The following is a 26,885-nucleotide window of genomic DNA, read 5'->3' as shown; positions in this document are numbered from 1 at the left end:
TTTGATTGAGGGGCGACCTGCGCCGGTACTCTGAAGCATTCGCTCTGAAGCGTCTCGCTTCGTCGCCCGTCGTCGTAATGAAGAGAGCACCGTGGCCGCCGACAAGATCGACACCATCGTCAGCCTGAGCAAGCGCCGTGGCTTCGTATTCCCCTGCAGTGAGATCTACGGCGGTCAGCGCGCCGCCTGGGACTACGGGCCGCTGGGTGTCGAGCTCAAGGAGAACCTCAAGCGCCAGTGGTGGCGCTACATGGTGACGTCCCGCGAGGACGTGGTCGGCATCGACTCGTCCGTGATCCTTGCCCCCGAGGTCTGGGTGGCCTCCGGTCACGTCGCCACCTTCACGGACCCGCTGACCGAGTGCACCGCCTGTCACAAGCGGTTCCGCGCGGACCACCTGGAAGAGGCGTACGAGGAGAAGAAGGGGCACGCCCCGGAGAACGGCCTCGCCGACCTCAACTGCCCCAACTGCGGCAACAAGGGCCAGTTCACCGAGCCCAAGCAGTTCTCGGGTCTGCTCTCCACCCACCTCGGCCCCACCCAGGACTCCGGCTCCGTCGCCTACCTGCGCCCCGAGACCGCCCAGGGCATCTTCACCAACTTCGCCCAGGTGCAGACCACTTCGCGCCGCAAGCCGCCGTTCGGCATCGCCCAGATGGGCAAGTCCTTCCGCAACGAGATCACGCCGGGCAACTTCATCTTCCGCACCCGCGAGTTCGAGCAGATGGAGATGGAGTTCTTCGTCAAGCCGGGCGAGGACGAGCAGTGGCAGGAATACTGGATGGAGCAGCGCTGGAACTGGTACACCGGTCTCGGCCTGCGTGAAGAGAACATGCGCTGGTACGAGCACCCCAAGGAGAAGCTCTCCCACTACTCCAAGCGCACCGCCGACATCGAGTACCGCTTCCAGTTCGGCGGCAGCGAGTGGGGCGAGCTGGAGGGCGTCGCCAACCGCACCGACTACGACCTCGGCGCCCACGCCAAGGCCTCCGGCCAGGACCTCTCCTACTTCGACCAGGAGGCCGGCGAGCGCTGGACGCCGTACGTCATCGAGCCCGCGGCCGGTGTCGGCCGGGCGATGCTCGCCTTCCTCCTCGACGCCTACGTCGAGGACGAGGCGCCCAACGCCAAGGGCAAGATGGAGAAGCGCACGGTGCTGCGCCTCGACCACCGCCTGGCCCCGGTGAAGGTCGCGGTGCTGCCGCTGTCCCGCAACCCGGAGCTGTCCCCGAAGGCCAAGGGTCTGGCCCAGGCGCTGCGGCAGAACTGGAACATCGAGTTCGACGACGCCGGCGCCATCGGCCGCCGCTACCGCCGTCAGGACGAGATCGGCACGCCGTTCTGCGTGACGGTCGACTTCGACACCCTCGAGGACAACGCGGTCACCGTCCGCGAGCGCGACTCGATGAAGCAGGAGCGGGTGTCCCTCGACCAGATCGAGGGCTACCTGGCGCAGCGTCTGGTGGGCTGCTGACCCACGGCTGCCCGCCGGGCCCGGGGCCCGGCCCCGGACCCGCCCACGCCCGCGCCCCGTACGACCGAGTCGTACGGGGCGCGGGCGTTTCGCTGTCCGGAGCCGGGCCGGTGGCGCCTGCGGCCCGGAGGGGGGTGGCCTGCCGGCCGGTGGCGGTCAGCGGCCCTGGAGGGACTTCACGTTGTCGCCGAAGGTCCAGTTCTTCGAGCCGTCCCAGTTCACCGACCAGGTCATCAGGCCCTTGAGGGAGCCGCCGAAGTGGCTCCAGGCCTGGGAGACCAGCGAGGGCGACATGTAGCCGCCGCCCGCGCCGGGCTGCGCCGGCAGGCCCGGGACCTGCTTGTCGTAGGGCACCCTGATCGTGGTGCCCTGGATCACCAGGCCCTTGTTCAGGCACTCCGTCTGGGCGGTGAAGCCCTGCACGGTGCCCGCGGAGTACGAGTCGCCGGAGCAGCCGTACATGCTGCCGTTGTAGTACTGCATGTTGAGCCACCACAGGCGGCCGTTGTCGGCGTACTTCTTGATGATCGGGAGGTAGGCGCCCCAGATCGAGCCGTAGACGACGCTGCCGCCGGTCACGTACGCGGTCTCCGGGGCCATCGTCAGGCCGAAGTCGGACGGCATCTGGGCGAGGACCCCGTCGATGATGCGGATCAGGTTGGCCTGGGACGTGGACAGTTGGCCGATGCTGCCGCTGCCGGTCAGGCCGGTCTCGATGTCGATGTCGATGCCGTCGAAGTTGTACTTCTTCAGGATCGGCACGATCGTCGCGACGAACCGGTCCGCCACCGTCTGTGAACTCAGGTCGATGCCGGCCGTCGCGCCGCCGATGGAGAGCAGGATCGTCTGCCCGGCCGCCTTGGCCGCGCACATCTCGGCGGGCGTGGGCACCTTCACACCGCTGTCCATGCCGTTCTCCCACAGGGCCGTCCCGTCGGAGCGGATGACCGGGAAGGCCGCGTTGAGCACGTTGTAACCGTGCGCGGCGATACGGGAGTCGGTGATCGGGGTCCAGCCGAAGGGCGGGTGGACGCCGTTGGCGGCGCCGTCCCAGTTCTCCCAGTAGCCCTGGAGGACCTTGCCGGCGGGGCGGGGCTTCACGGCGCAGGTGTCGGCGGAGGGGGAAGCGGCGGCCGGGGCGGGGGCGGCCGAGGCGGCGGGCGCGAGGGCCAGGGCGAGCGGGGCGAGACACGCGCTCGCCAGGGCGGCGGCGAGCAGACGGAGTCTGCGGCGGATCATGCGGGGCCTCCCGGTGGGGTGCGGTGAGGGGCAGTCATGTCGCAGACATGACAGTCCTCTGGTCCAGACCTTTCGTCAAGAGGTCTGGACCAAAGTCCCCGACCCGCTCCGGTGCGTGCTGAATGACAGATATCGAATGACAGATATTGAAAATTGTCAGTCGTCATGTCAGGCTGGACGCATGACGATGAACACCCGCTCCCTCGGAACCACCGGCCCCCAGGTCTTTGCCCTCGGCCTCGGCTGCATGGGCATGTCCGGGGCGTACGGCGAAGCCGACCGCGCCGAGTCGATCGCCACCGTCCACGCCGCCCTGGACGCCGGCGTGACCCTCCTGGACACCGGCGACTTCTACGGCATGGGCCACAACGAACTGCTCATCGGCGAGGCACTGCGCTCCGCCCCCGCCGCGCACCGCGACAACGCGCTGCTCAGCGTGAAGTTCGGCGCGCTGCGCGACCCGGACGGCGGCTGGGGCGGCGTCGACGGCCGGCCCGCCGCCGTGAAGAACTTCGCCGCCTACTCGCTCCAGCGCCTGGGCGTCGACCACCTCGACGTCTACCGCCTGGCCCGGCTCGACCCGGACGTCCCGATCGAGGAGACCGTCGGCGCCGTCGCCGAACTGGTCGAGAAGGGCTGGGTCCGGCACATCGGACTGAGCGAGGTCGGCGCCGAGACCATCCGCAGGGCCGCCGCCACCGCCCCGATCGCCGACCTCCAGATCGAGTACGCGCTGATCTCGCGCGGCCCCGAGAAGGAGATCCTGCCCACCCTGCGCGAACTCGGCATCGCGGTCACCGCGTACGGCGTGCTCTCGCGCGGTCTGCTCTCCGGCAGCGTCAGCGCCGACCAGCGGTTCGCCGCGACCGACTTCCGCGCCCACTCGCCCCGCTTCCAGGGCGACAACCTGCGGCACAACCTCGGCCTGGTCGACTCGCTGCGGCGGATCGGCGAGGAGAAGGGCGCCACCGTCGCGCAGATCGCCATCGCCTGGGTGCTCTCCCGCGGTGAGGACATCGTCCCGCTCATCGGCGCCCGCACCCGCGAGCGGCTGAACGAGGCGCTGGGCGCCCTGGACGTGACCCTCACCGAGGCCGACCTCACCGCGATCGAGGCCGCCGTACCCGCCGACGCGGTGGCGGGGGAGCGGTACGCGCCCGCGCAGATGGCCATGCTCGACAGCGAGCGCTGAGCACCGTGCACGGCAGCACCGGACACCGCTCCGCCAACGGCGGACACCGCTCCGGGTACGGTCTATGACATGTCACCCACCACCGAGACCCTGACCGCCGAGCGCATCCTCGCGGCGACCGAGGAGGTGCTGCGCCGCCACGGCCCGGCCAAGGCCACCGTGGTGGACGTGGCCCGCGCGCTCGGCGTCAGCCACGGCAGCGTCTACCGCCACTTCCGCACCAAGGCGGCGCTGCGCGAGGCGGTGACCAAACGGTGGCTGGACCGCACCTCGGACGCCCTGGCCGGTGTCGCCGCCGCCGACCGGGCCCCCGGGGAGCGGCTGCGGGACTGGTTCCGGACCCTGTTCGACGCCAAGCGGCACAAGGCCGGCGACGACCCGGAGCTGTTCGCCACGTACTCGGTCCTCGCCGGGGAGAACGGCGAGGCAGTCAGCGAGCACATCGACGATCTGACCGGCCAGTTGACCGGGATCGTCGAGGCGGGCGTCGCCACGGGCGCGTTCACGACGGCCGACCCGGCCGCCACGGCCCGGGCACTCTTCCACGCCACCGGCCGCTTCCACGACCCCTGTTACGCGCGGGAGTGGACGCTGCCGGGCGTGGAGGACGAGTTCGACGCGGTCCTGGACCTGCTGCTGCGGGGACTGCGGGCGTAGCCGGCCCCGTCCCGCGCCTCCTTACGCCGTCGCGCCTTCCTCACGCCGTCGCCCGCCAGAAGGCGCGCATCAGCGGGGGCGGTGTCGGGTTCGTCATCGACACCTGGGTCAGCAGGACGGTCACCTTGCGGTCGGCGGGGACGATGTGGGCCGTGGTGCCGGTGCCGCCGACCCAGCCGTAGCGGCCGGGGACGTTCCACGGCTCGGCGGGGGCGATGTCCACCGCGCCGCCGTAGCCCCAGCCCTGGCCGTTCAGGAAGAGGCCGGCGCGCTCGCGCTGGCCTCGGGTGAGGTGGTCCGTGGTCATCCGGCGCACCGACTCGGGGCCGAGCAGACGCCGGCCGTCCGCGGCGCCGCCGCCGAGCAGCATCCGTGCGAAGGCCAGCAGGTCGTCCGCCGTGGCGACCAGGCCGCCGCCGCCCGAGGGGAACGCCGGCGTGCGGGTCCAGTCGCCGTCCGGCCCGTCCACCGGCTCCAGGCCGCCGGTCCCGTCCGGCCGGTAGAGGCTGGTGAACCGATCGCGCTTCTCCGCCGGGACCTCGAACGCCGTGTCCCGCATGCCCAGCGGGGCGAAGACCCGCTCCGCCAGGAACTCGGGGAGCGCGCGCCCCGAGGCGCGGGCGGCCAGGATGCCCTGGACGTCGGAGGAGGTGTCGTACAGCCAGGCCTCGCCCGGCTGGTGCAGCAGCGGGACCCGGGACAGCCGCTCCAGCCAGACGTCCGGCTCCGGCCAGTCCTGCACCGGCCGGCCGTGGTCCTGCACCTCGGCCAGGGCCCGGACGGCCGGGAGGGAGAAGTCGGCGGCGAAGCCCCAGCCGGTGCGCGAGCTGAGCAGGTCCTCCACCGTGATCGGGCGGGCGAGCGGCACCACGTCGTCCACCGGGCCCGCCGGGTCCCGTACGACGACCGGCTCCGCCAGCTCCGGCAGCCACTTCGCCACCGGGTCGGCAAGGGCGAGCACCCCGTCCTCCACCAGCGTCAGCACGGCCGCCGCCATGACCGGCTTGGTGAGGGAGGCGATCCGGAAGAGCGTGTCCCGGGCCATCGGGGCGCTCCCGGCGGTGTCCACCGAGCCCACGGCGACCACCTCCACGTCGTCGCCGCGGGCCACCAGGCCCACCGCTCCCGGCACCGTCCCGTCGTCCACGTGCCGCCGCAGCATGTCATGCAGTGCGCTCATCGTCAGGGCCCGCCTCTTCCTCTGGTCGCCGTCCGCCGGTCGCCGGCGTATGCCGGCGACCGTGCTGTGCGTACGACTCCTGCCACCGCGGAAAGTCATCGCGCCGGGCGGGCTCGCGGGGTCAGCCGATCGTGCGGGGCAGGCGGAGGCTGAGCAGGCCCGTGAGGACCACGCCGGCCGACTGGACCAGGAGCGTGATCACCAGGGCGTCGCCCATGCCCGTGGCGGGGACCAGGGACAGGAACAGGGTGCCGAGGGTGGCGACGCCGAGCGCCAGCCCCGACTGCTGGGTGGTCACCATGACCCCGCTGCCCACCCCGGCCCGGGCGGCCGGCACCTCGGACAGGACGATCCGGAAGATGATCGGCAGCTGGAGCGCCTGTCCCGCACCGGCCACGGCCGTGCCGGGCAGCAGCGCCAGGAGGCCGACGTGCGGCCAGGACGCGTGGACCGTGAGCGCCATCAGGCCCACGCCCACGAGCTGAACCCCCGCACCCGCGGCCACCACCCGGGTGCCGAACCGGGCGACCAGGCGCGGCCCGGCCAGCGAGACGAGGAAGAAGACGACGGCCATCGGCGCCAGCGCCAGCCCCGCGGAGACCGGGCCGAGGCCCGCACCCTGCTGGAGGGCCACCGCGATGACGAACATGAAGCCGCTGAAGCCGATCGAGAACGGCACGATCAGCATGAGGCCGCGGCGCAGCGACACCAGGCGGAACAGGCTCGGCGGCACCAGGGGCGTGCGGCCGAGCCGGTCCGCGCGCCGCTCCACGGCGAAGAAGGCGGCCGCCACGAGCGGGAAGGCGGCCAGCGACAGCCAGGTCCACAGCGGCCAGCCGGCCGCGCGGCCCTCGGTCAGCGGGGCCAGCAGGGTGAGCAGGCACAGTGCCAGCAGTACCGTGCCGGGGCCGTCGACCGGCTCCGGGCGCTCCGAGCGGGTCTGGGGGACCGCGCGGACCGCGAGCAGCAGACCGGCGACGACGACGGGCACGTTCACCAGGAACACCGAGCGCCAGCCGGTGCCCCACAGGTCGGCGGCGACCAGGACGCCGCCGAGGATCTGGCCGGCCACCATGGACAGGCCCGCCGTCGCGCCGTACAGGCCCATGGCCTTGGCCCGGCGGGGGCCGGCGGTGGTGGCCTGGATGGTGGCGAGCACCTGCGGCAGCATCGCGGCGGCCGACGCGCCCTGCGCGACCCGGGCCGCGACCAGCGTCCACGCGTCGGGCGCGAGTCCGCAGGCCAGCGAGGTCAGACCGAAGGCCGCCATGCCGCCCAGGAAGAGCCGACGGCGGCCGAACAGGTCGCCGAGCCGCCCGCCGAGGACGAGCAGCACGGCGTAGGCCACGCCGTAACCGGCGACGACGAGTTCGAGGACGGACTCGCCCGTGTGCAGGTCGCGGCCGATGGTGGGCAGGGCGACGTTGACGATGAAGAAGTCGATGAGGGGCAGTGCCGCGCCCAGCAGCACCGTGAACAGTCCGAGCCCGCCCAGGGCGGCGGTGGCCGCCGGGCGCCGGACGGTGCGGGAGGAGAGGGTTTGCGTGGTCACGGGTACGAGCCTGCGCCCGCGCCGAGACGGGTACCAGAGTGTTCTTATCCTGGTAGCGGAAGTACCTGGAAACAGGGTGCGGCGGACGGCAAGCTGGAACCATGAGCACGATGGCCCAGGAGACGCCCACCCGCGACGCACAGCCCCCCGGCGGCCGGTCCGCGCAGGACGACGCCCGGGCCGCGCGCAGCGGTCAGGCCGCGACGTCGGCGATCCGGCGGCACGAACTCGCCGCCTTCCTCCGCCACCGCCGTGAGCACATCGCCCCCGAACGCGTCGGGCTGCCCCGCGGCCCGAGACGCCGTACGCCCGGGCTGCGCCGCGAGGAGGTCGCCCACCTCTCCGCGGTCGGCGTCACCTGGTACACCTGGCTGGAGCAGGGCCGGGACATCCAGGTCTCCGTGCAGGTGCTGGACGCCCTCGCCCGCACCCTGCTGCTCGACCCGGGCGAGCGCGCCTTCCTCTTCCAGCTGGCCGGCGCGACCGACCCGTCGCCGACGACGGTCTGCCCGTCGGTCACCCCGGCGCTGCGCGCGGTGCTGGAGCAACTGGAGCCGTTCCCGGCCTGCCTCCAGAACAGCCGGTACGACATCCTCGCCCACAACCGGACCTACGGCCTGCTCTTCTGCGACCTGGACGAGGTGCCGCCCGAGGACCGCAACTGCATGATCCTGTCGTACACCAACGAGGAGTGGCGCTCCTCGATCGTGCACCTGGAGGACACCCTGCGGCACATGGCGGCCCGCTTCCGGGCGGCGATGGCCGGTCACCTCGGCGAGCCGGCCTGGAAGACGCTGCTGAAGCGGCTGCGCGACAGCTCCCCGGACTTCCGCGAGGCATGGGACCGGCACGAGGTGGTCGGCCCGGCGAGCAAGCGCAAGGAGTTCCGCAACGCCTTCGTGGGCCGCGTCACCGTCGACCACACCGACCTGTGGCTCAGCCCGGAGGTCGGCCCCCGCATGGTGACGTACGTCCCGGCGGACGAGGAGTCCCGGGAGCGGCTGGAGAAGCTGCACGCGATCGCGCTGGAGCGGCAGTCGCCGCCGCGGCCCTGACCTGCGGGTACGGCCCGGAGGCCGGTGCGGGGGTCCGGGACGGCCCGGGGCTACGGTCAGCCGCCCTGGCCGGCGCTGCCGACGGGGCCGACCTTCACCGCGGTGCCGCCCTCCTCGGCGGGCAGCGAGCTGCCGCCCGGCCAGCTGAGGGAGACCGTCTTCGTCTCGTTCGGCGGGGTCACCAGCAGGCCGGTGATGCGGACGCCGGAGCCGCCCGTGTCGTTGATCGGGTAGGTGATGCCGAAGTACGTCGCCTGCCCGGCCTTGAGGACGCTCGGACCGGTGCTCTTGCCGACGCGCTGAGCGGACACCGACCCCGCGTTGGTCTTCAGGTCGACGCCCGCGTACCCGGAGATCGTGCAGAACCGGCCACCGCGGTTGGTCAGCTGCACGGTGACGGTGCCGTCGGGTTCGCCGCTGATGCTGGTGTCCTTCGCCGTGATCGTCAGATCATCGGTGCGGCAGGTGCCGGCCTTGCTGCTCTGTCCCGACCCGGAACCGGACCCTGACCCGGCCCCGGTGGTGCCCTGCCCCGCCGAGCCCGTGCCGGAGGAGGCACTGCCGCCGCTGCCGCTACCCCCGCTGCTCCCGCCCGAGTTCGTGCCGGCGGAGTCCGTCGCGCCGCCCTGGCCGGAACCGGCCGTGCCCGAACCGCCGGAGGAGGACGCGGCCGCCGAGGACGACGGGCTGCTCTGTCCCGCGCTGTCGCCGTCGCTCTGGCACGCCGTCAGCGAGAGACTCGCGGCGACGGCCAGGGCGGCGAGGGTGACCTTGTGAACGCGCATGGCTTCTTCCTCAGCATCGGTTGCGGGTGACTCCGTCCACTCGGTACCGGCCGGTGCCGAGCGAGTGTTTCCGAGCGCTAGGAGGCACCCGGCCGGGTGCGCCGTTCCACCCGGCCGGTGCCTAATACATGCCTGTTACACGGTCACAGGCACAGCCGGGTGCTGTGACGAATCGCGCGGTCGGCCGGAATCGGACGACGCCGGACTCCCCGCCCTCCCCCGTTCCTGCTGCTCCTCGGTTCCCGAGCGGCTTCTTGACCCGCACACCGTGTCAGACGGTCGGCTCGGAGACGTCATGTTCACCATCGGAGACTTCGAGGAACCGCGCGGCATGCTGCGGCTGCGGCGGGCCGAACTGGAGACCGCCGTGGTCGAGGCGAGAGCACGGCCGGAGCGGTGACCGGGTCGGGCCCGCACACGGCTCGACACCGCCCGGCGCGGGGGCGCGGCGTCGGCGCTCGGCGCGCGGCCGGTGCCGGGGGCCGGCCCGGGGCGGCTCAGGCGTTCGCGCTCACGCCCGCCGCCTCGCGGACCTCGTGCTCCTGGAGGCGGTCGGCGGTGTGTTCGGCGGTGCGGCGGGCCCAGCGGCCCGAGGTGACCGCACCGAGGACCAGCACCGCCGCGCCGCACACGACCAGGACCCACCAGCCGGGGCGGGCGGCCGAGACGAACGTGTCCTTGTAGCCGGACGAGCCGATGCCGGAGGCCAGCAGCGCGCCGACGACGGCCACGCCGAGGGTCTGGCCGAGCTGCCGGCTGGTCGAGGCGACGGCCGCGGCGACGCCCGCCTGCGCGCGCGGCATCCCGGAGACGGCCGTGTTGGTGATGGGGGCGTTGACGAAGCCGAAGCCGATGCCGAACAGGACGTAGCCGATGACGAGCGTCACGTTCGAGGTCTCGGCCTCGAAGGCGGCGAACAGCACCGCGCTGACCGTCATCGCCGCACCGGCCACCAGCAGCGGCAGCCGCGGCCCCCGGCTGCCGACCAGCCGCCCGGACAGCGGTGCGCACAGGAACGTGGGCAGCGCCATCGGCAGCATCCACAGGCCCGCGTGCAGGGCGTCCAGGCCGCGGACGTTCTGGAGGTAGAGCGTGGACAGGAAGAGGAAGCCGCCGAGCGCGGCGAACGCGCTGACCGCGATCACGGTGGCACCGCTGAACGGCGCCGAGCGGAAGAAGCGCAGGTCGATCAGGGGTTCGGCGCGGCGCGGCTCGTAGGCGAGCAGCCCGAGCAGGGCGGCCAGGGCGACGACGGCGAACGGGACGACGCGGGCGAGGCTCGCCTCCGGGGCCTCGATGATCGCGTACGTCAGCGACCCGAACAGGGCGATGACCAGGACCTGGCCGACCGGGTCGGGGCGGCGGGCCTTCGGCGCGCGGGACTCGGGCACGAAGCGCAGGGTGAGCAGCAGCGCGGCCAGGCCCACCGGCAGGTTGACCCAGAAGATGGAGCGCCAGCCGACCGACTCCACCAGCAGTCCGCCGACCAGCGGTCCCGCGGCCATGGATATGCCCACCACCGCGCCCCACACGCCGATCGCGCGGGCGCGCTCGCGCGGGTCGGTGAAGGTGTTGGTGATGATCGACATGGCGACCGGGTTGAGCATCGAGCCGCCGACCGCCTGCACCATGCGGAAGACGATCAGCAGTTCGAGGTTGGGTGCGAGGGAGCACAGGAGCGAGCCGACGCTGAAGACGATCAGGCCCGTCATGAAGATCCGTTTGCGGCCGATCCGGTCGGCCGTGGACCCGGCCAGCATCAGCAGCGAGGCGAGCACCAGGGTGTAGGCGTCGATGGTCCACTGGAGTCCGGACGTGCTCGCGTGCAGTTCGCGCTGCATCGAGGGGAGGGCGACGTTCAGGACGGTGTTGTCGATGCTCACGATCAGCAGGCTCATGCAGCAGATCGCGAGCACCAGCAGCCGTCGGCGGTGGCTCAGCTCGGGCATGCGTTCCATGCTACGCGACTTCGATAGTGCGGTTAACTAATTACCGATACAGGATTCTCCGTGGGGCGGGGCGGGGCCTCCCCGGCGGTACGCGACAATGGGGGAATGCCCACCACGTCCGAGTCCCCGTTGCGCATCGGTCCGCACCTCGTCCAGCCGCCGGTCGTCCTGGCACCCATGGCCGGGATCACCAACGCACCCTTCCGCACCCTGTGCCGGGAGTTCAGCGGCGGCAAGGGCCTGTTCGTCAGCGAGATGATCACCACCCGGGCCCTGGTCGAGCGCAACGAGAAGACGATGCAGCTGATCAGGTTCGACGCGAGCGAGCAGCCGCGCTCGATCCAGCTCTACGGCGTGGATCCGGCGACCGTAGGCAAGGCCGTCCGCATGATCGCGGAGGAGGGCCTCGCCGACCACATCGACCTCAACTTCGGCTGCCCGGTGCCCAAGGTGACCCGCAAGGGCGGCGGCTCGGCCCTGCCCTACAAGCGCAACCTGCTGCGCGCCATCGTGCGTGAGGCGGTCAGCGGGGCCGGCGACCTGCCGGTCACGATGAAGATGCGCAAGGGCATCGACGACGACCACCTCACCTACCTCGACGCCGGCCGCATCGCCGTCGAGGAGGGCGTCAGCGCCATCGCGCTGCACGGCCGCACCACCGCCCAGCACTACGGCGGCACCGCCGACTGGGACGCCATCGCCCGCCTCAAGGAGCACGTGCCCGAGATCCCCGTGCTCGGCAACGGCGACATCTGGTCGGCCGAGGACGCGCTCAGGATGGTGCGCGAGACCGGCTGCGACGGCGTGGTCGTCGGCCGCGGCTGCCTCGGCCGGCCGTGGCTCTTCGCCGACCTGGTCGCCGCCTTCGAGGGCCGTACGGACGACTTCGTACGGCCCACGCTGCGGGAGGTCGCCGACGTGATGGTGCGGCACGCCACGCTGCTCGGCGAGTGGATCGGCGACGAGTCGCGCGGCGTCATCGACTTCCGCAAGCACGTCGCCTGGTACCTCAAGGGCTTCGCGGTCGGCTCCGAGATGCGCAAGCGGCTCGCGATCACCGCGTCGCTGGACGAACTGCGCGCGGGCCTGGACGAGCTGGACCTCGACCAGGCGTGGCCGGCCGGCGCGGACGGTCCGCGCGGCCGTACGTCCGGCAACAACCGGGTGGTGCTGCCGGACGGCTGGCTGAAGGACCCGTACGACTGCGCGGGCGTGGCGGAGGACGCGGAGCTGGACACCTCCGGGGGCTGAACGCCCCTTCGGGCGGGACCGGCGGGGAGGGGTCAGCCCTTCGACGGGTGCGGGGTGGAACCGTACGCCGTCAGGAAGCGGTCGCGGAAGGCGCTCATCTTCCACACCGGGGCGTCGTGTGCGGGCCGCAGCCCCTCCGTCCACCGCCAGTTCGCGATCTTGTCGAGGACCTTCGGGTCCTTGGCGACGACCGAGACCGGCACGTCCCGGCTGGCGTGGTCGCCGCTGACCCGGGCGATGGGCTGGTGGTCGCCGAGGACGACCAGCACGGTGTCGTCGGTGCCGTAGCGCTGGAGCCACTGGGTCAGCGCGGTCACCGAGTACTGGACCGACTTGCCGTACTCCTCGCGGGAGCGGGTGGGGTTCGTGATGATGTCCTGCGGGCGGGTGCCCGCCGCCTCGATGCCCTTGAACACCGAGCCGTCACCGAGCTGGTCCCAGCCGACCATCTTCGGGATCGGCGCCCAGGGCTGGTGGCTGGAGGTCAGGATGACGAACGACGTCAGCGGCTTGTCGTGCCTCCTGCCGTGCGCCAGGCGCTGGAACGCCTCGAGGGCGTACTGGTCGGGCATGGTGGACCAGCTGAACTTGGGACCCCGGTAGCCCATCCGGAAGGCGTTGTAGACCTTGTCGAGGCCGTACCACCTGGCCTCCGGCCAGCCCTTCTGCACGCCCGGCATGATCCCGACCGTGTCCCAGGCGCCGGTCTTCCGGAACGCCTCGGTGAGGGTGAGGTGGTCGCCGGAGGTCACCGTGCGGTAGCGGTTCTGGTTGTCGACCCACAGGCCCGACATGAAGGTGGAGTGCCCGAGCCAGCTGCCGCCGCCGTACGTGGCCGAGGTCAGCCAGCCGCTCTTCGCGCGGAAGCCGGCCTTCGCCAGGGCCGCGGTGCTCGCGTCGAGGGTCCGGTCCACGCCGGGGGCCATGACCGGGTCCTCGACGGCGCTGCGGCCGTAGCTCTCGATGAAGGTGAAGATCATGTCCTTGCCGCGCAGGTCGGGCACGAGCTGACTGCCCGGCGTGGCGCCGAACGCGTCCGTCTTGGCCGTCTTCGCGAACGCGCGTTCGTCGCGGATCGTGGAGCGCAGTGCCTGCTCGTGGTACTTGAGCATGGTGACGGTGTGCTCGGAGGCCACGGGGATGCCGTGGAACTGGACGTTCAGCGACGAGCAGGTCATCCACAGGGCGCTGAGCACGAGCAGGGCGCGGGTCGCGCGGGAGCGGTCGCGGCCGAGAAGGTTCCCGACGCGGACCGTCGCGAGGGCGATCAGGGCGAGCAGCGCCAGCACGAGCAGGACGACGCCGATCGCGGCCAGCAGGGCGACGGTGCCGCCGAGGGTGTCGGAGAGGTAGGACTGAGCGTCGTCCAGGAGCTGCCAGTCCAGAATGACGTCGAAGCTGCGGCCGAGGTACTGGTTGAACTCGATGTCCGTCAGGTTCAGCACGGTCAGCATCCCGAGGGCGGTGCCGCCGAGCGCGGCGACGACGATCCTCGGCCGCCGCGGCAGCGCGATCAGCACGGCGGCCCCGAGCAGTGCCTCCACGGGAATCCGCAGGAACGAAGCGACATGGAACTGCTCGCGCTTGTTCGGCAACAGCAGCGCGAGGACGACGAGCCCGAGGGCGGCGAGGGTGACCGCGAGGGACATCCCGCGCGCGCCCCGGGGATGAGCTTCCTCCCAACGCCGCTTGGCCCTCCGGAGGGCGCGGAGGGGGGTGCGGGCGCGGAGGGGGTGGGGGGTGTGCGGGGCGGTCTCGGCGGGCGAGGCGGGGGAGGCGTCGGCTTCCGCGCCGCCGTCGCCCGGTCCCGCGTCACCTGCCGACGCGGTCGTGGCGGGCGGCGTGGCGGGCCGGCCCGACGCGGCGGCTCGGCCCGGGGCCGCGGCCGGGGCGGGCGCGCTCGCCCCCGCGGCGGAAGCGGCCGAAGCGGCCGAGGCGGGCGCCGTGGCCGCGGCCGTCCCGGCCGGTGTGGGCGTGTTGCCCGGCGGTTCGGGGGCGGAGGGCTTCGGCGCCTTGGTCGGTGGCTTCGGCGTCCGGGGCGGGGGCGTCTGTCGGGGCACCCAGGGGTCCTTCCGTGTGCGGCGGCGCAGGAGTGGCGGTTGCCTGGGAGGGAGGGGCCGCCGCAGTGCCGTACGGGCCGGCGGCCGGAGCCGTTCACGGGGCTCGGCAAACACCGGGCAAACAGCGCGGCGGCCGCCCGTCCCCGGACCGACGGGAGGACCGAAAACACGTCCGCATGGTGAAATCCGGGGCCCTGTGGCAGCGTGATTCTCGCCACCCTTGATAGGTGCTGCGCTCAGATGAGCGGATCTTGGGCGACTGCACCTCATCAAGAGATGGCACTCAGTGCCACGATGTGATCGTTCATCGATCGAACTCACTCGTGCCGCGAGTCGCTCATGTGAGCGTTTTGATCCACCGGGAGGTCCCTCACCGTTCAAGAAGTGAAAACATCCGGCCCTGACGACTTGCCAACCCTTGACTTTCGATCCGCTGGCGGACCGCTGGTTACGGGCGCATGACGCGCGAGTGGACGTACCCACAAGCCTTTGATCTGGGTATGTTCCTCGCCGTCAGGGCAGCCACCGCGTCCTCGAGGAGTCGAGACCCGTGTCGGAAAACAAAGATCCCCAGGTAGCCGAACGCGGCAACAGCGTTGAGGGCGTGAAGTTCGTCTACGACTTCACCGAGGGCAACAAGGACCTCAAGGACCTCCTCGGCGGCAAGGGCGCCAACCTCGCCGAGATGACCAACCTGGGCCTCCCCGTCCCGCCGGGCTTCACCATCACCACCGATGCCTGCAAGGTCTACCTCGACAGCGGCGAGGAGCCCGCGGCACTGCGTGACGAGGTGAGCGCGCACCTCGACGCCCTCGAGCAGAAGATGGGCAAGAAGCTCGGCCAGGCCGACGACCCGCTGCTCGTCTCCGTCCGCTCCGGCGCGAAGTTCTCCATGCCCGGCATGATGGACACCGTCCTGAACATCGGCCTGTCCGACAAGTCGGTCCAGGGGCTGGCCAAGCAGGCCGGCGACGACCGCTTCGCCTGGGACTCCTACCGCCGCCTCATCCAGATGTTCGGCAAGACCGTCCTCGGCGTCGACGGCGACCTCTTCGAGGAGGCCCTCGACAAGGCCAAGGAGGCCAAGGAGGTCACGGTCGACACCGAGCTGGAGGCCGCCGACCTCAAGAAGCTGGTCACCACCTTCAAGAAGATCGTCAAGAAGGAGGCCGGCCGCGACTTCCCGCAGGACCCGCGCGAGCAGATGGACCTCGCCATCAAGGCGGTCTTCGACTCGTGGAACGGCGAGCGCGCCAAGCTCTACCGCCGCCAGGAGCGCATCCCGCACGACCTCGGCACCGCCGTCAACGTCTGCTCCATGGTCTTCGGCAACCTCGGCCCCGACTCCGGCACCGGCGTCGCCTTCACCCGTGACCCCGCCTCCGGCCACCAGGGCGTCTACGGCGACTACCTCCAGAACGCGCAGGGCGAGGACGTCGTCGCGGGCATCCGCAACACCGTCGCGCTCGCCGAGCTGGAGCAGATCGACAAGAAGTCGTACGACCAGCTGATGCAGATCATGGAGACCTTGGAGAACCACTACAAGGATCTCTGCGACATCGAGTTCACCATCGAGCGCGGCCAGCTGTGGATGCTCCAGACCCGCGTCGGCAAGCGCACCGCCGGCGCCGCCTTCCGCATCGCCACCCAGCTCGTCGACCAGGGCCTGATCGACGAGGCCGAGGCCCTCCAGCGCGTCACCGGCGCCCAGCTCGCCCAGCTGATGTTCCCCCGCTTCGACGACGGCGCCAAGGTCGAGCAGGTCGGCCGCGGCATCGCCGCCTCGCCGGGCGCGGCGGTCGGCAAGGCGGTCTTCGACTCGTACACCGCCGTCAAGTGGTCCCGCTCGGGCGAGAAGGTCATCCTGGTGCGCCGCGAGACCAACCCCGACGACCTGGACGGCATGATCGCCGCCGAGGGCATCCTCACCTCGCGCGGCGGCAAGACCTCCCACGCGGCCGTCGTCGCCCGCGGCATGGGCAAGACCTGTGTCTGCGGCGCGGAGGACCTGGAGGTCGACACCAAGCGCCGTCGGATGACGGTGCCCGGCGGGCACGTCGTCGAGGAGGGCGACGTCATCTCCATCGACGGCTCCACCGGCAAGGTCTACCTCGGTGAGGTGCCCGTCGTCCCCTCGCCCGTCGTGGAGTACTTCGAGGGCCGCATGCACGCCGGCGCCGACGACGCCGACGAGCTGGTCGAGGCCGTGCACCGCATCATGGCCTTCGCCGACCGCAAGCGCCGGCTGCGGGTGCGCGCCAACGCCGACAACGCCGAGGACGCCCTGCGCGCCCGCCGCTTCGGCGCCCAGGGCATCGGCCTGTGCCGCACCGAGCACATGTTCCTCGGCGACCGCCGCGAGCTGGTCGAGCGCCTGATCCTCGCCGACACGCAGGACGAACGCGAGGAGTCCCTGAAGGCCCTGCTGCCCCTGCAGAAGAAGGACTTCGTCGAGCTGTTCGAGGCGATGGACGGCCTGCCCGTCACCGTCCGCCTGCTCGACCCGCCGCTGCACGAGTTCCTGCCCGACATCACCGAGCTGTCGGTGCGCGTGGCCCTGGCCGAGTCCCGCCAGGAGCCGCACGAGAACGAGCTGCGCCTGCTCCAGGCCGTGCACCGGCTGCACGAGCAGAACCCGATGCTGGGCCTGCGCGGCGTCCGCCTCGGCCTGGTCATCCCGGGCCTGTTCACCATGCAGGTCCGCGCCATCGCGGAGGCCGCCGCCGAGCGCAGGAACGCCAAGGGCGACCCGCGCGCGGAGATCATGATCCCGCTGGTCGGCACCGTGCAGGAGCTGGAGATCGTCCGCGAGGAGGCCGACAGGGTCATCGCGGAGGTCGAGGCGGCCACCGGCACGAAGCTGAAGCTGGCGATCGGCACCATGATCGAGCTGCCGCGCGCCGCGCTCACCGCCGGGCAGATCGCGGAGGCCGCGGAGTTCTTCTCCTTCGGCACCAACGACCTGACCCAGACGGTGTGGGGCTTCAGCCGCGACGACGTGGAGGCCAGCTTCTTCACCGCGTACCTGGAGAAGGGCATCTTCGGCGTCAGCCCGTTCGAGACGATCGACAAGGACGGCGTCGGCTCCCTGGTCCGGTCCGCCGCGAAGGCCGGCCGTGCCACCCGCCCCGACCTCAAGCTCGGCGTCTGCGGCGAGCACGGCGGCGACCCGGAGTCCGTCCACTTCTTCCACGAGGTGGGCCTGGACTACGTCTCCTGCTCCCCGTTCCGCATCCCGGTGGCCCGCCTGGAGGCCGGCCGCGCGGCCTCCCGGTCGGAGGGCAGCGACCACCGGTAGACACCGATGAAGCCCCGGAGTCCTCGTCGTGGTCCCCGACCCTCATGACCGATTGCGACGGGGACTCCGGTCCACGGAAAAGGGGCGGCATCCTGTGCGGGGATGCCGCCCCTTTCGTGCGGGCGTCTGCGCTGTCCGCGCGGGCGCCCGTGCGGTCGCGGTGGTGCTCAGTCGTTGTCCGTGTGTTCGCGGACGACCGTGCCCTTGGCCGCGTCGATGTCGTACGTCGTCTTGGTCCAGTTGTCGGTGGAGACGACGTCGACGGACCAGACCGGCTTGTCGTCCTTCTCGTCGAGGTTGACGGCGGTGACCTTGCCCTTGGTCTTGTCGGTGGCGACCTTGGCCGCCTGGGCCGGGGTCTGGGTGGCCGCGCGGAGCCGCTCGGCGATCTTGCTGCGGTCACCGGCGTCCTGGTCCGGTTCGGTCTGGCTGCGGAAGACCTTGCCGGTGGCCGCGTCGACCTCGACCCAGTGAACCGTGCCGTCGGCGGTGGCGACCTTGGTCCGCCACTCCGGAGCGCCCGCGGCGGGGGCCGGGTTCGGGGTGGCGACGCCGGGCGTGCCCGTCGGCGAGGACTTGGCCTTGCTGGAGACGCCGTTCAGCTCGATGGCGACCAGCTTGCCGCCGGAGACCTCCTTGACGGCGGTGCCGGCCGCCTGGTCCCAGCCGACCTTCGTCTTCGAGAGCAGGTCCCGGCGCTGCGTCTGGTCCTGCGTCAGGGACCGGGTGGGGGAGGGAGAGGCGGTGGAAGTGGGACTGGCCGCTGCCGCCTCGGCCACACTCGACCCGGTCGAGGTGCTCGAACAGCCAGTCATCAGGAGAGCGGAACCGCCCAGGGCGCAGATCGCGGCGATCGAACAGAGGGGCGGAAGACGTCGCGCAGTGGTCATACCACTGTGGGTAACCGCCCCCGCGCGACACGACACGGACCTGCCGGACAAATCACCACAATGGCCGCCCCGTGCCTGGCCGGGGGCGGCCGGGTCCGGTTCAGAGCGACGCGCCGCTGTCGATCACCAGGTCCGTGCCGACCAGGGAGGCCGCCTCGTCCGAGGCGAGGTACAGGATCGCGGCGGCGACCTCCTCGGTGGCCGAGACGCGGCCGAGGGGGAGCGTGGCCCGGGCGCGCTCGGCGCGGTCCGCCTCCGACTCGCCCGGCCGCAGCGACATCTGCGTGGCCGTCGCGCCGGGGCTGACCACGTTGACGCGGACGCCGTCGCGGATGTGGTCCAGTGCCGCGCCGCGGCTGAGCGCGGTCACCGCCGCCTTCGTGGCGGCGTACGCGGCGGCCCCCGGCGAGGCGGAGTGCGGGCCGAAGGTGGAGGAGACGTTGACGATCGCGCCGCCGGACGGCTGGGTCCGCATCCGTCGCACCTGAGCCTGGAGGGCCAGGAAGACGCCGGTGACGTTGACGGCGAGCTGGGCGTGCCAGTCCTCCTCCGGGAGGTCGGCCACCGCCCCGCCCTTGAAGATCCCGGCGTTGTTGACCGCCACGTCCAGCGAGCCGAAGTGGTCCACCGCGGCCGCGACCAGCGCCTCGGCGTCGGCGGCGCGGGACACGTCCGCGGGCACCGCGAGCGCCTTGCCGCCCCGCTCCTCGATCAGCGCGACCGTCTCCTGGAGCGGCTCCGGGCGGCGGCCGGCGACCACCACCCGGGCGCCCTCGGCGGCGAGGGCGAGCGCCACCGCGCGGCCGATGCCGGAACCGGCCCCTGAGACGAGGGCGGTGCGGTCGGTGAAACGGGCGCGTGCGGCCGGGGCGGCGGCGGTGCCTGAAGCGGTGGTCATGACTCTCCCCTTGTCCTGACCGGTCGTCTCGTGACCGGTCATCTTATCTTGACCGTTCGTTCCATTATCGAGGGAAAAAGAAGACGCGCCCGTCAGTGGGGGCGCGCGCTCGCTCAGTCCAGCAGTGCCAGTGCCTGCTCCACCGCGTCCCGCACGCGGACCGGGTCCGCCGTCGCCTTGCCGACGACCCGTACGCCCTGGAGCAGCACCAGCAGGGTGCGGGCCAGGGGCAGCGGGTCGCGCTCGGCGGGCAGTTCGCCCTGGGCCTGGGCGCGGACCAGGGCCGAGTGCAGCAGGGTCTCCAGGTGGTCCCAGTTGCGCTCGACGTACCGCGCGGCGGCGGGATCGTGCGGGGCCAGCTCGGCCGCCGTGTTGGTCACCATGCAGCCGTTCAGGCGCAGGTCGGCGTGGGTGGCCTCGGCGGCGTAGCGGCGCATGACCGCGCGGACGCCCGGCAGGGCGGGGCCCGGCCGGGACAGCTCGCGCACGATCCGCGCCATGCCCGCCCGTTCGTAGCGGTCCAGCGCCTTCAGGTACAGCTCGTGCTTGTTGCCGAAAGTGGCGTACAGGCTGGCCCGGCCGATCCCCAGGTGTTCGACGAGATCGGCCATCGACGTCGCCTCGTAGCCGCGCCGCCAGAACAGCTCCAGGGCCGCTTGCAGCGCCGCGTCGGGGTCGAACTCCTTGGTCCTGGCCATGATGTGCAGCCTAGACTCATCTGGAACGAACGGTCAAGATCGATCCTTTCGGGAGCGCGGCCGTCCTGTCTCCGCTCCCGGTGCGGCCTCGGCTACCGGGCCCGCACCTCGTACGCCGTCACCCGCACCGTCTCGTCGTCCAGGCACTGCCCCGAGGTCAGGTCGAAGCGCTGCTTGAGCAGGGGCGAGGCGACGTACGGGCGGCCCCGGTCGGTGCCGGTCAGGCCGCGGGAGAGGACCGCCGCGCCGGTGAACGGGTCACGGTTGTCGATGGCGAACAGCCGGCCGGAGCGGTCCCGGAACAGGGCCGCCTGCCGGCCGTCCGGCAGCAGGGCGGCGACTCCCCGGCCGGGCAGCAGCGCGCTCAGGTCGCAGCAGGTGAACCAGTCCCCGGCCAGCCGGAGTTGGACCTTCGGTCCGGTGCTCTCGGGGGCCAGGGTCTCGACGGCCGGAGCGCTGGGGGTCAGGGTCATCGCGGGGTGCTTCCTTCCGGTACGTCGGCCGCGGCGCCGCCCCCGGCCGCGCCGGCGGCGGCGAGGGCGCGAGGCGGCAGGCCGATGGACAGCAGCGGCAGGTCGGGCTTCATCTGGTCGCGCTCGGGGACGAAGGCGACGACCGGGTCGGGGGTGCCGGGAGCGTTGACGAAGGAGACGAACCGGGCGAGCTTCTCGGGGTCGTTGACCGTCTCCGCCCACTCGTCGCGGTAGTGGGACACGTGCGCGGCCATCAGCGACTCCAGCTCGTCGCAGATGCCGAGCGAGTCGTGGACCACCACGTCCCGCAGATGGTCCAGGCCGCCGGGCAGCCGCTCCAGCCACACGCTGGTGCGCTCCAGCCGGTCGGCGGTGCGGATGTAGAACATCAGGAACCGGTCGATCAGCCGCACCAGTCCGGCGTCCGACAGGTCCTGCGCCAGCAGGTCCGCGTGGCGCGGGGTGGCGCCGCCGTTGCCGCCGACGTAGAGGTTCCAGCCGTTCGCGGTGGCGATCACGCCGAAGTCCTTCGACCGCGCCTCCGCGCACTCCCGGGCGCACCCGGACACCGCCGACTTCAGTTTGTGCGGCGAGCGCAGCCCCCGGTAGCGCAGCTCCAGGTCGATCGCCATCCGCACCGAGTCCTGCACGCCGTAGCGGCACCAGGTCCGCCCCACACAGGACTTCACGGTGCGCAGCGACTTTCCGTACGCGTGCCCCGACTCGAACCCGGCGTCCACCAGCCGCGCCCAGATGGACGGCAGTTGCTCGACGCGCGCGCCGAACATGTCGATCCGCTGGCCGCCGGTGATCTTCGTGTAGAGGCCGAAGTCCCGGGCGATCTCGCCGATCACGATCAGCTTCTCGGGCGCGATCTCGCCGCCGGGGATGCGCGGCACCACCGAGTAGGAGCCGTTCTTCTGGAGGTTGGCCAGGAAGTGGTCGTTGGTGTCCTGCAAGGCGGCCTGCTCACCGGCCAGCACGTAGCCGTCGGCGCCGATCGCCGGGGCGAGCGAGGCGATGACCGAGGCCACGGCCGGCTTGCAGATCTCGCAGCCGTCGCCGCCGCGCGCCTCCTCGCGGCCGTAGCGGTCCAGCAGCTCCCGGTAGGAGGCGATGCGCAGGGCGAGGACGATCTCGTACAGCTCCTCGCGGGTGCGGGCGAAGCAGCCGCACAGGCCCTGGTCCGTCTCGATGCCGCCGGCCGCCAGTTCGGCGTCCACCAGCTGGGTCAGCACCTTGACACAACTGCCGCAGCCGGTACCGGCCTTGGTGCACCTCTTCACCTCGGGCACACTCGTGCAGCCGTGCTCGGCGACCGCGCCGCGGACCGTGCCCTTGGTGACGTTGTGGCAGGAGCAGATCACCGCCTCGTCCGGCAGGGCGGCGGGGCCGAGTCCGGCCGGGGCGCCCGCGGCCGCGGGCAGCACCAGCGACTCGGGGGCGACGGGCGGCACCGAGCCGGTGAACGCGCGCAGCGTGCCGTACGCCTCCGCGTCGCCGACCAGGATGCCGCCGCGCAGCGTGCCGTCCCGGCCGATGACCAGCTTCTTGTACAGCCCCGCGCGGGAGTCGGAGTAGACCACGTCCAGGCAGTCGCCGCCGGCTCCGTGCGCGTCGCCGAAGGAGGCCACGTCCACACCGAGCAGCTTCAGCTTGGTGGACAGGTCGGCGCCGGTGAACGTCAGCGGGGACGCCTCGTCGCCGGCGATGGCGGCCGCCGCCGTCTCCGCCTGTTCGTAGCCGGGCGCGACCAGCCCGTACACCCGGCCGTCCACCGCCTGCGCGCACTCGCCGATCGCGAAGACGCGCGGGTCGGCGACCGTACGGCAGCGCGCGTCCACCGCGATCCCGCCACGCTCGCCGAGCGTCAGCCCGCACTCGCGGGCCAGTTGGTCGCGCGGCCGGACACCGGCGGAGAACACCACCATGTCGGCGGCGAGTTCGGAGCCGTCGGTCAGCTTCATGCCGGTGACCGCGCCGTCCGGGCCGGTGGTGATCTCCTGGGTCCCCGTGCCGGTGTGCACGGTCAGCCCCATTTCCTCGATGGTGCGCAGCAGTGCCGCGCCGCCGCCCTCGTCGACCTGCACCGGCATCAGGCGCGGCGCGAACTCCACGATGTGCGTGACCAGTCCGAGTCCCTTCAGCGCGCCGGCCGCCTCCAGCCCGAGCAGTCCGCCGCCGACCACCGCGCCGGTCCGCGCCCCCGCCTTCGCGTACGCCTCGATGGAGAGCAGGTCCTCGATGGTGCGGTAGACGAAGCAGCCCTCGGCGTCCTTGCCGGGCACCGGCGGCACGAACGGGTACGAGCCGGTGGCCAGCACCAGCACGTCGTAGCCGACGGTCAGGCCCGAGCGGGCGGTGACGGTCCGGGCCGTACGGTCCACGGCGACCGCCGGATCGTCGACGTGCAGCTCGATACCGTGACCGGCGATGAACTCGCCATCGGTGAGGGAGAGTTCGTCGGGTGTGCGGCCGGCGAAGTACGAGGTGAGCTGGACGCGGTCGTAGGCGGGGCGCGGCTCCTCGCACAGCACGACCACGCGGTGTGTGGCGGTCAGGCCGCGCTCGGCGAGCGCCTCCAGGAAGCGCTGGCCGACCATGCCGTGGCCGACGAGCACGATCGTGGGGCGGGGCCGGTCACGAAGAGCCGTCGTGGACATCGGGAGCCTCCGTCAGGGTGTGCGGGTGACGACCTCGGGGCGCACGGGGACGCGGGCGGGGCGATCGGTACGGGTGGCCCGGTGGTGGGCGGCGGGCCGGTCACCGCCGGTCGCCGCCCCCGCGGGTCCGAGGTCATGCCCTGAGCGTGCGGCGCGGACGTTACCCGTCGGCATCCCGTCTGTTTCCCCGGCGGAACGCTGCCCTCAGTGCCCGGCCCGGGCGGGTGTGAGGGGTGTGCGGCACGGCGGGGAGGAGGTGCGAGGCGGGGGGAGCGGCGTGGGGCGGGACGGCCGGGGGTGGGGTGAACCGAACCCCCGGGTTCCGTGGCAGCACCCTCGCGGGCGGGCGGCGCGGGCGGAAGGCTGGGAGACGCCGGTTCCACCGGCCCACGTACGAGGACGCGTTCCGCTTCCAAGGGGGAGACCACCATGACCGCCGCACCCGCACCCACGCCCGCACCCGCACCCACGCCCGCCGTCCGGAACACCGCCGCCGACCGCGTACGCCGAGGGGTCCGCGCACCGTTCACCGCGGCCACCTGGCGCCGGGCCGCCTACGCGGTGCTCGCCCTCCCGGCCGGCGTCCTGTGCGTCCCGCTCGCACTGGTCGGCGGTCCGGCCGGGCGGCTCCAGCGGGGTCTGCTGCGCCGCTTCCTGGGCGTCGAGCTGCCCGGGACCAAGGGCGGCCTGCGCCACGCGCTGCTCGCCACCCCCGTGAACCTCCTGGTCGCGGCCGTCACCCTGTACGGCTGGTCGATCGTCCCCATGAACCTCGCCTGGCCGCTGCGCGCGGGCTCCGACTACGCCGACGCCTGGGGCGGGCCCACCTTCGCGGGCGCCTGGGCCTTCCACGCGGTCGTCGGCGGCGTCGGCTTCGCGCTGCTCATGCCGCGGCTCGGCCGGGTGATGGCCGCGCTCCAGATCCGTATCGCCCGCTCACTGCTGTCCTGAGGGCCGGTCCGCGACGCCCGGCGGCCCGTGCGGGACGCCCGTCAGCCGGTCCACGACGTCCCTGAATCACCCGTCCGCGGCAGGGGTGCCGGGACCGCGGGAAGTGCGGGACGGCCGGTGGGGGAGGCGGTCGGGAGCGGGGAGCGTGCGGCGGGCGCGGCGGCCGGGAGCAGGGCGGGACGCGCCGCCGAAGGCGGTGGGCGTACCTCAGAAGTCCCTCAGCTCCATGGACCGTGCACACGTCCGGTCCCTAGGGTCGTGATCATGCCCGACATATCGCTGACCGTCGTCGCCCTGCTGTGCCTCGCCGCGCTCGCCGCCGGCTGGATCGACGCCGTGGTCGGCGGGGGAGGGCTCCTGCTGCTTCCGGTGCTGCTGCTCGGGCTGCCCGGCTCCACTGCGGCCGCCGCCGCGCTGGGCACCAACAAGGCGGTCGCCATCGTCGGCACGACCGGCGCGGCGGTGACGTACGCCCGCCGCGCTCCGGTGGACGTCCGCACCGCCGTGCGCATCGGCCTGGCCGCGCTCGCCGGGTCCTGCGCCGGGGCGTTCTTCGCGGCCGGGATGAGCACCGATGTGCTCAAGCCGGTGATCATGGTGGTGCTGCTGGCGGTCGGCGCGTTCGTGATCCTGCGGCCCTCGTTCGGCACCGCCCCGGCGTCCGGCCCGGTCTCCCGCCGCCGGGTCCTCGCGGCGATCGGTCTGGCGGGCCTCGGCATCGGCTTCTACGACGGCTTCATCGGTCCCGGCACCGGCACGTTCCTCGTCCTGGCGCTGACCGCCGTCCTCCATCTGGACCTGGTGACCGCCTCCGCCACCGCCAAGATCGTCAACTGCTGCACCAACGCGGGCGCGCTGGCCACCTTCGCCTGGCAGGGCGTGATCCTGTGGCAACTCGCCGCCGTCATGGCGGTGTTCAACCTGGCAGGCGGCATGCTGGGCGCGCACACCGCGATGAAGAAGGGCAGCGGCTTCGTCCGTGTCGTCCTGCTGACCGTGGTCTTCGCCCTGGTCGCGAACCTGGCGTACCAGCAGTGGCTGGCCTAGGGTCTAACGCCTGGACCAGGCCGGATCAGGGAGCGGCACCGGGCCCCGCGAGCCCGGCGTGACCCACACGGGAGATGCCAGGGCCGCTGGGCGCCCGCGGCCCGGAACACGTCCTCGGCGGCGAGGCGGGGCCATGCCCGCCGGTCACCCGACCGCTGCCCGGTGGCCGTCCGTCGGCGACCGTTCGGGAACAGCTCCCCGCCGGCGGCCGTCTCTCAGCGGCTCCCCGTCAGATGGGCGAAGACCACCACGTTGCCCTGGTAGCCGGTCGCCCTGGAGTAGCCGCCGCCGCAGGTGATCACCCGCAGCTCGGGGCGCTTCGCCGCGCCGTAGACCTTCTCGTCGGGGAAGCCCTTCGCCTGGTACACCTCGATCGCGTCCACCGTGAACACGGCCACCCCGCCGTCGCGGCGGTCCACCTCGATGACGCTGCCCTTCTTCAGGGCGCCGAGGTCGTAGAAGACGGCCGGGCCCTGGCTGTTGTCGACGTGGCCGGCGACGATCGCGGTGCCCCGCTCGCCGGGGGTGGTGCCGGACTCGTACCAGCCGGCCAGGTTCTCGTCGTCGGCGGGCGGCACGTCCAGGCTGCCGCCGGGAGTCAGGCCGAGGCCCATGAGGGGGGCGTTCACCCGGATCGAGGGGATGCGGATGCGGGTGGGCGGGGACGGCGGCAGCGCGGGCGCGGTGAGCCGTTCCTCGCCGGGATCGGGGGTGCCCTCGGCCGCGGCGGGCTGCGGCGGGGCGTTCGTCGTGGCGGCGCTGTGCAGGAGCCACGCGCCCGAGCAGAGGGCGACCACGGTGACCGAGGCTATGGCGGTGTTGCCGATCCTGCGCATGCGTTTCCCTCTTCCGGCTTCCGGACAGGCCCTACGGTGCCCTGCCCCCTCCGGGCGACGAGGGGCGTCGCGCCCGGAGGGGGAGGGACGTGCGGTACCGGCGGACGGACAGCGGAGGGTGTCCGTCAGATCCCGTCGCCTCTCGCCCGGCGATGCAGGAGCCAGGTACCGCCCGCGCCGGCGACGGCGAGCGCCGCCACTCCGGCCGCGGTCTGCACGGGGTCGCGGCCGAGTGCGCCGCCGACCCCCGTCTTCACACTTCCCCGGGGCTGCACCTGCTCCGGCCCCGGCTGGACGGTCAGCGCGACGACCAGGTCGCCCCGGACCTCCCGGCCGCCCTCGGCGCACTCCGCGACGATCTCGTACGTCCCCGGCTGCGCGCTCTCCGGCACCCGGAACCCGCCGGTCGCGTCGCCGCCGCGGGCGCCGGGCGCCAGCGGGAAGGAACCTGCGCCGACCGCGCTCGCGTCCCCCGCGGCGGCCGCCGTACCGCCGCAGGCCTTGGTGTTCACGGTGACCTGCCCGCCCGGCTCCACCGAGCGCGGCAGCACCTCCAGCCCGCTCGCGGCCGAACCGGAGCGGGGCGCGGCGAGGAGGACGGTGCCGGTGCCGCGGGCGGGTGAGGCGAACAGAGCGCCGCCGCGGGCGGGCGCGGTCAGGAGCGTGGCGGTGGTGGTGGCGGCGAGGGGTGCGGCGCCCCGGACGGGCGCGCCGTGGTCGGGCGCGGTGACGAGAGC

21 protein-coding genes are annotated in these 26,885 nt (G+C 72.6%); 8 read left to right on the top strand and 13 right to left on the bottom strand.

Annotated features, from left to right (window positions below):
- Positions 1–91 precede the first annotated feature (91 nt).
- Positions 92–1,474, top strand: coding sequence for a glycine--tRNA ligase (locus AB0N63_RS07315; protein ID WP_019982275.1), 1,383 nt, complete (start codon positions 92–94; stop codon positions 1,472–1,474).
- Between the two features lie 156 nt (positions 1,475–1,630).
- On the opposite strand, the gene AB0N63_RS07310 is transcribed toward AB0N63_RS07315, so the two are convergent.
- Positions 1,631–2,713, bottom strand: coding sequence for a chitinase (locus tag AB0N63_RS07310; protein WP_365525332.1), 1,083 nt, complete (start codon positions 2,711–2,713; stop codon positions 1,631–1,633).
- A 181-nt stretch (positions 2,714–2,894) separates the two neighbouring features.
- On the opposite strand from AB0N63_RS07310, the gene AB0N63_RS07305 reads away from it, so the two are divergent.
- Together AB0N63_RS07305 and AB0N63_RS07300 are read left to right on the top strand one after the other, a co-directional pair.
- Positions 2,895–3,905, top strand: coding sequence for an aldo/keto reductase (locus AB0N63_RS07305; RefSeq protein ID WP_365525330.1), 1,011 nt, complete (start codon positions 2,895–2,897; stop codon positions 3,903–3,905).
- A gap of 69 nt (positions 3,906–3,974) precedes the next feature.
- Positions 3,975–4,562, top strand: coding sequence for a TetR family transcriptional regulator (locus AB0N63_RS07300; RefSeq protein WP_365525328.1), 588 nt, complete (start codon positions 3,975–3,977; stop codon positions 4,560–4,562).
- Between the two features lie 40 nt (positions 4,563–4,602).
- Here the strand turns inward: AB0N63_RS07300 and AB0N63_RS07295 are convergent, their stop codons facing one another.
- Both AB0N63_RS07295 and AB0N63_RS07290 read right to left on the bottom strand, forming a co-directional pair.
- On the bottom strand, positions 4,603–5,742 hold the full coding sequence (locus tag AB0N63_RS07295; protein WP_365525325.1) for a serine hydrolase domain-containing protein: 1,140 nt from the start codon (positions 5,740–5,742) through the stop codon (positions 4,603–4,605).
- Positions 5,743–5,863: 121 nt separating this feature from the next.
- Complete coding sequence (locus tag AB0N63_RS07290) at positions 5,864–7,294, bottom strand: MFS transporter (protein WP_365525322.1); 1,431 nt, start codon at positions 7,292–7,294, stop codon at positions 5,864–5,866.
- Between the two features lie 101 nt (positions 7,295–7,395).
- Here AB0N63_RS07290 and AB0N63_RS07285 point away from each other — a divergent pair, with 101 nt between their 5' ends.
- Positions 7,396–8,349, top strand: a complete 954-nt coding sequence (locus AB0N63_RS07285; protein ID WP_365525319.1) for a helix-turn-helix transcriptional regulator — start codon at positions 7,396–7,398, stop codon at positions 8,347–8,349.
- A 56-nt stretch (positions 8,350–8,405) separates the two neighbouring features.
- Here AB0N63_RS07285 and AB0N63_RS07280 read toward each other — a convergent pair whose 3' ends face one another.
- Together AB0N63_RS07280 and AB0N63_RS07275 are read right to left on the bottom strand one after the other, a co-directional pair.
- Positions 8,406–9,134, bottom strand: a complete 729-nt coding sequence (locus AB0N63_RS07280) for a DUF4232 domain-containing protein (RefSeq protein ID WP_365525316.1) — start codon at positions 9,132–9,134, stop codon at positions 8,406–8,408.
- Positions 9,135–9,631: 497 nt separating this feature from the next.
- Positions 9,632–11,083 (bottom strand): MFS transporter, encoded by a 1,452-nt coding sequence (locus AB0N63_RS07275; RefSeq protein ID WP_365525313.1) that lies wholly within the window; start codon positions 11,081–11,083, stop codon positions 9,632–9,634.
- Between the two features lie 105 nt (positions 11,084–11,188).
- Here AB0N63_RS07275 and dusB point away from each other — a divergent pair, with 105 nt between their 5' ends.
- On the top strand, positions 11,189–12,334 hold the full coding sequence (gene dusB, locus AB0N63_RS07270; RefSeq protein WP_365525311.1) for a tRNA dihydrouridine synthase DusB: 1,146 nt from the start codon (positions 11,189–11,191) through the stop codon (positions 12,332–12,334).
- A gap of 32 nt (positions 12,335–12,366) precedes the next feature.
- Here dusB and AB0N63_RS07265 read toward each other — a convergent pair whose 3' ends face one another.
- Positions 12,367–13,983: a CDP-alcohol phosphatidyltransferase gene (locus tag AB0N63_RS07265; RefSeq protein ID WP_365525308.1), complete on the bottom strand. Its 1,617-nt coding sequence runs from the start codon at positions 13,981–13,983 to the stop codon at positions 12,367–12,369.
- A 961-nt stretch (positions 13,984–14,944) separates the two neighbouring features.
- Here AB0N63_RS07265 and ppdK point away from each other — a divergent pair.
- Positions 14,945–17,692, top strand: coding sequence for a pyruvate, phosphate dikinase (gene ppdK / locus AB0N63_RS07260; RefSeq protein WP_365525305.1), 2,748 nt, complete (start codon positions 14,945–14,947; stop codon positions 17,690–17,692).
- Between the two features lie 167 nt (positions 17,693–17,859).
- Here ppdK and AB0N63_RS07255 read toward each other — a convergent pair whose 3' ends face one another.
- The 5 genes from AB0N63_RS07255 to nirB all read right to left on the bottom strand — a co-directional run bounded on the left by AB0N63_RS07255 (position 17,860) and on the right by nirB (position 23,314).
- Entirely contained in the window at positions 17,860–18,582 is a 723-nt protein-coding gene (locus tag AB0N63_RS07255; RefSeq protein WP_365525302.1) for a PepSY domain-containing protein, read from the bottom strand.
- Between the two features lie 100 nt (positions 18,583–18,682).
- Positions 18,683–19,480 carry a glucose 1-dehydrogenase gene (locus AB0N63_RS07250; RefSeq protein ID WP_365525299.1) on the bottom strand — a complete coding sequence of 266 codons (798 nt, stop codon included), beginning with the start codon at positions 19,478–19,480 and terminating at the stop codon, positions 18,683–18,685.
- 113 nt (positions 19,481–19,593) lie between these two features.
- The gene (locus AB0N63_RS07245; protein ID WP_365525297.1) at positions 19,594–20,178 is read right to left on the bottom strand and encodes a helix-turn-helix domain-containing protein; all 585 of its coding nucleotides are present in this window, start codon (positions 20,176–20,178) and stop codon (positions 19,594–19,596) included.
- 92 nt (positions 20,179–20,270) lie between these two features.
- Positions 20,271–20,651, bottom strand: a complete 381-nt coding sequence (gene nirD / locus AB0N63_RS07240) for a nitrite reductase small subunit NirD (protein WP_365525295.1) — start codon at positions 20,649–20,651, stop codon at positions 20,271–20,273.
- Positions 20,648–23,314 carry a nitrite reductase large subunit NirB gene (nirB, locus tag AB0N63_RS07235; RefSeq protein WP_365525292.1) on the bottom strand — a complete coding sequence of 889 codons (2,667 nt, stop codon included), beginning with the start codon at positions 23,312–23,314 and terminating at the stop codon, positions 20,648–20,650. The genes nirD and nirB overlap by 4 nt, the downstream gene beginning before the upstream one ends.
- Positions 23,315–23,743: 429 nt before the next feature.
- Here nirB and AB0N63_RS07230 point away from each other — a divergent pair, with 429 nt between their 5' ends.
- Positions 23,744–24,265 carry a hypothetical protein gene (locus AB0N63_RS07230; RefSeq protein ID WP_365525290.1) on the top strand — a complete coding sequence of 174 codons (522 nt, stop codon included), beginning with the start codon at positions 23,744–23,746 and terminating at the stop codon, positions 24,263–24,265.
- 264 nt (positions 24,266–24,529) lie between these two features.
- On the top strand, positions 24,530–25,312 hold the full coding sequence (locus tag AB0N63_RS07225; RefSeq protein ID WP_365525288.1) for a TSUP family transporter: 783 nt from the start codon (positions 24,530–24,532) through the stop codon (positions 25,310–25,312).
- Positions 25,313–25,527: 215 nt separating this feature from the next.
- On the opposite strand, the gene AB0N63_RS07220 is transcribed toward AB0N63_RS07225, so the two are convergent.
- Together AB0N63_RS07220 and AB0N63_RS07215 are read right to left on the bottom strand one after the other, a co-directional pair.
- Entirely contained in the window at positions 25,528–26,148 is a 621-nt protein-coding gene (locus tag AB0N63_RS07220) for a class F sortase (RefSeq protein ID WP_365525286.1), read from the bottom strand.
- A 125-nt stretch (positions 26,149–26,273) separates the two neighbouring features.
- Entirely contained in the window at positions 26,274–26,780 is a 507-nt protein-coding gene (locus tag AB0N63_RS07215) for a hypothetical protein (protein WP_365525675.1), read from the bottom strand.
- Positions 26,781–26,885 lie beyond the last annotated feature (105 nt).

It is taken from the genome of Streptomyces sp. NPDC093260, assembly GCF_040683715.1.
GTDB lineage: Bacteria > Actinomycetota > Actinomycetes > Streptomycetales > Streptomycetaceae > Streptomyces > Streptomyces sennicomposti.
Note: the sequence above shows the minus strand (reverse complement) of the source record. Positions and strands in the feature narration are given on the sequence as shown.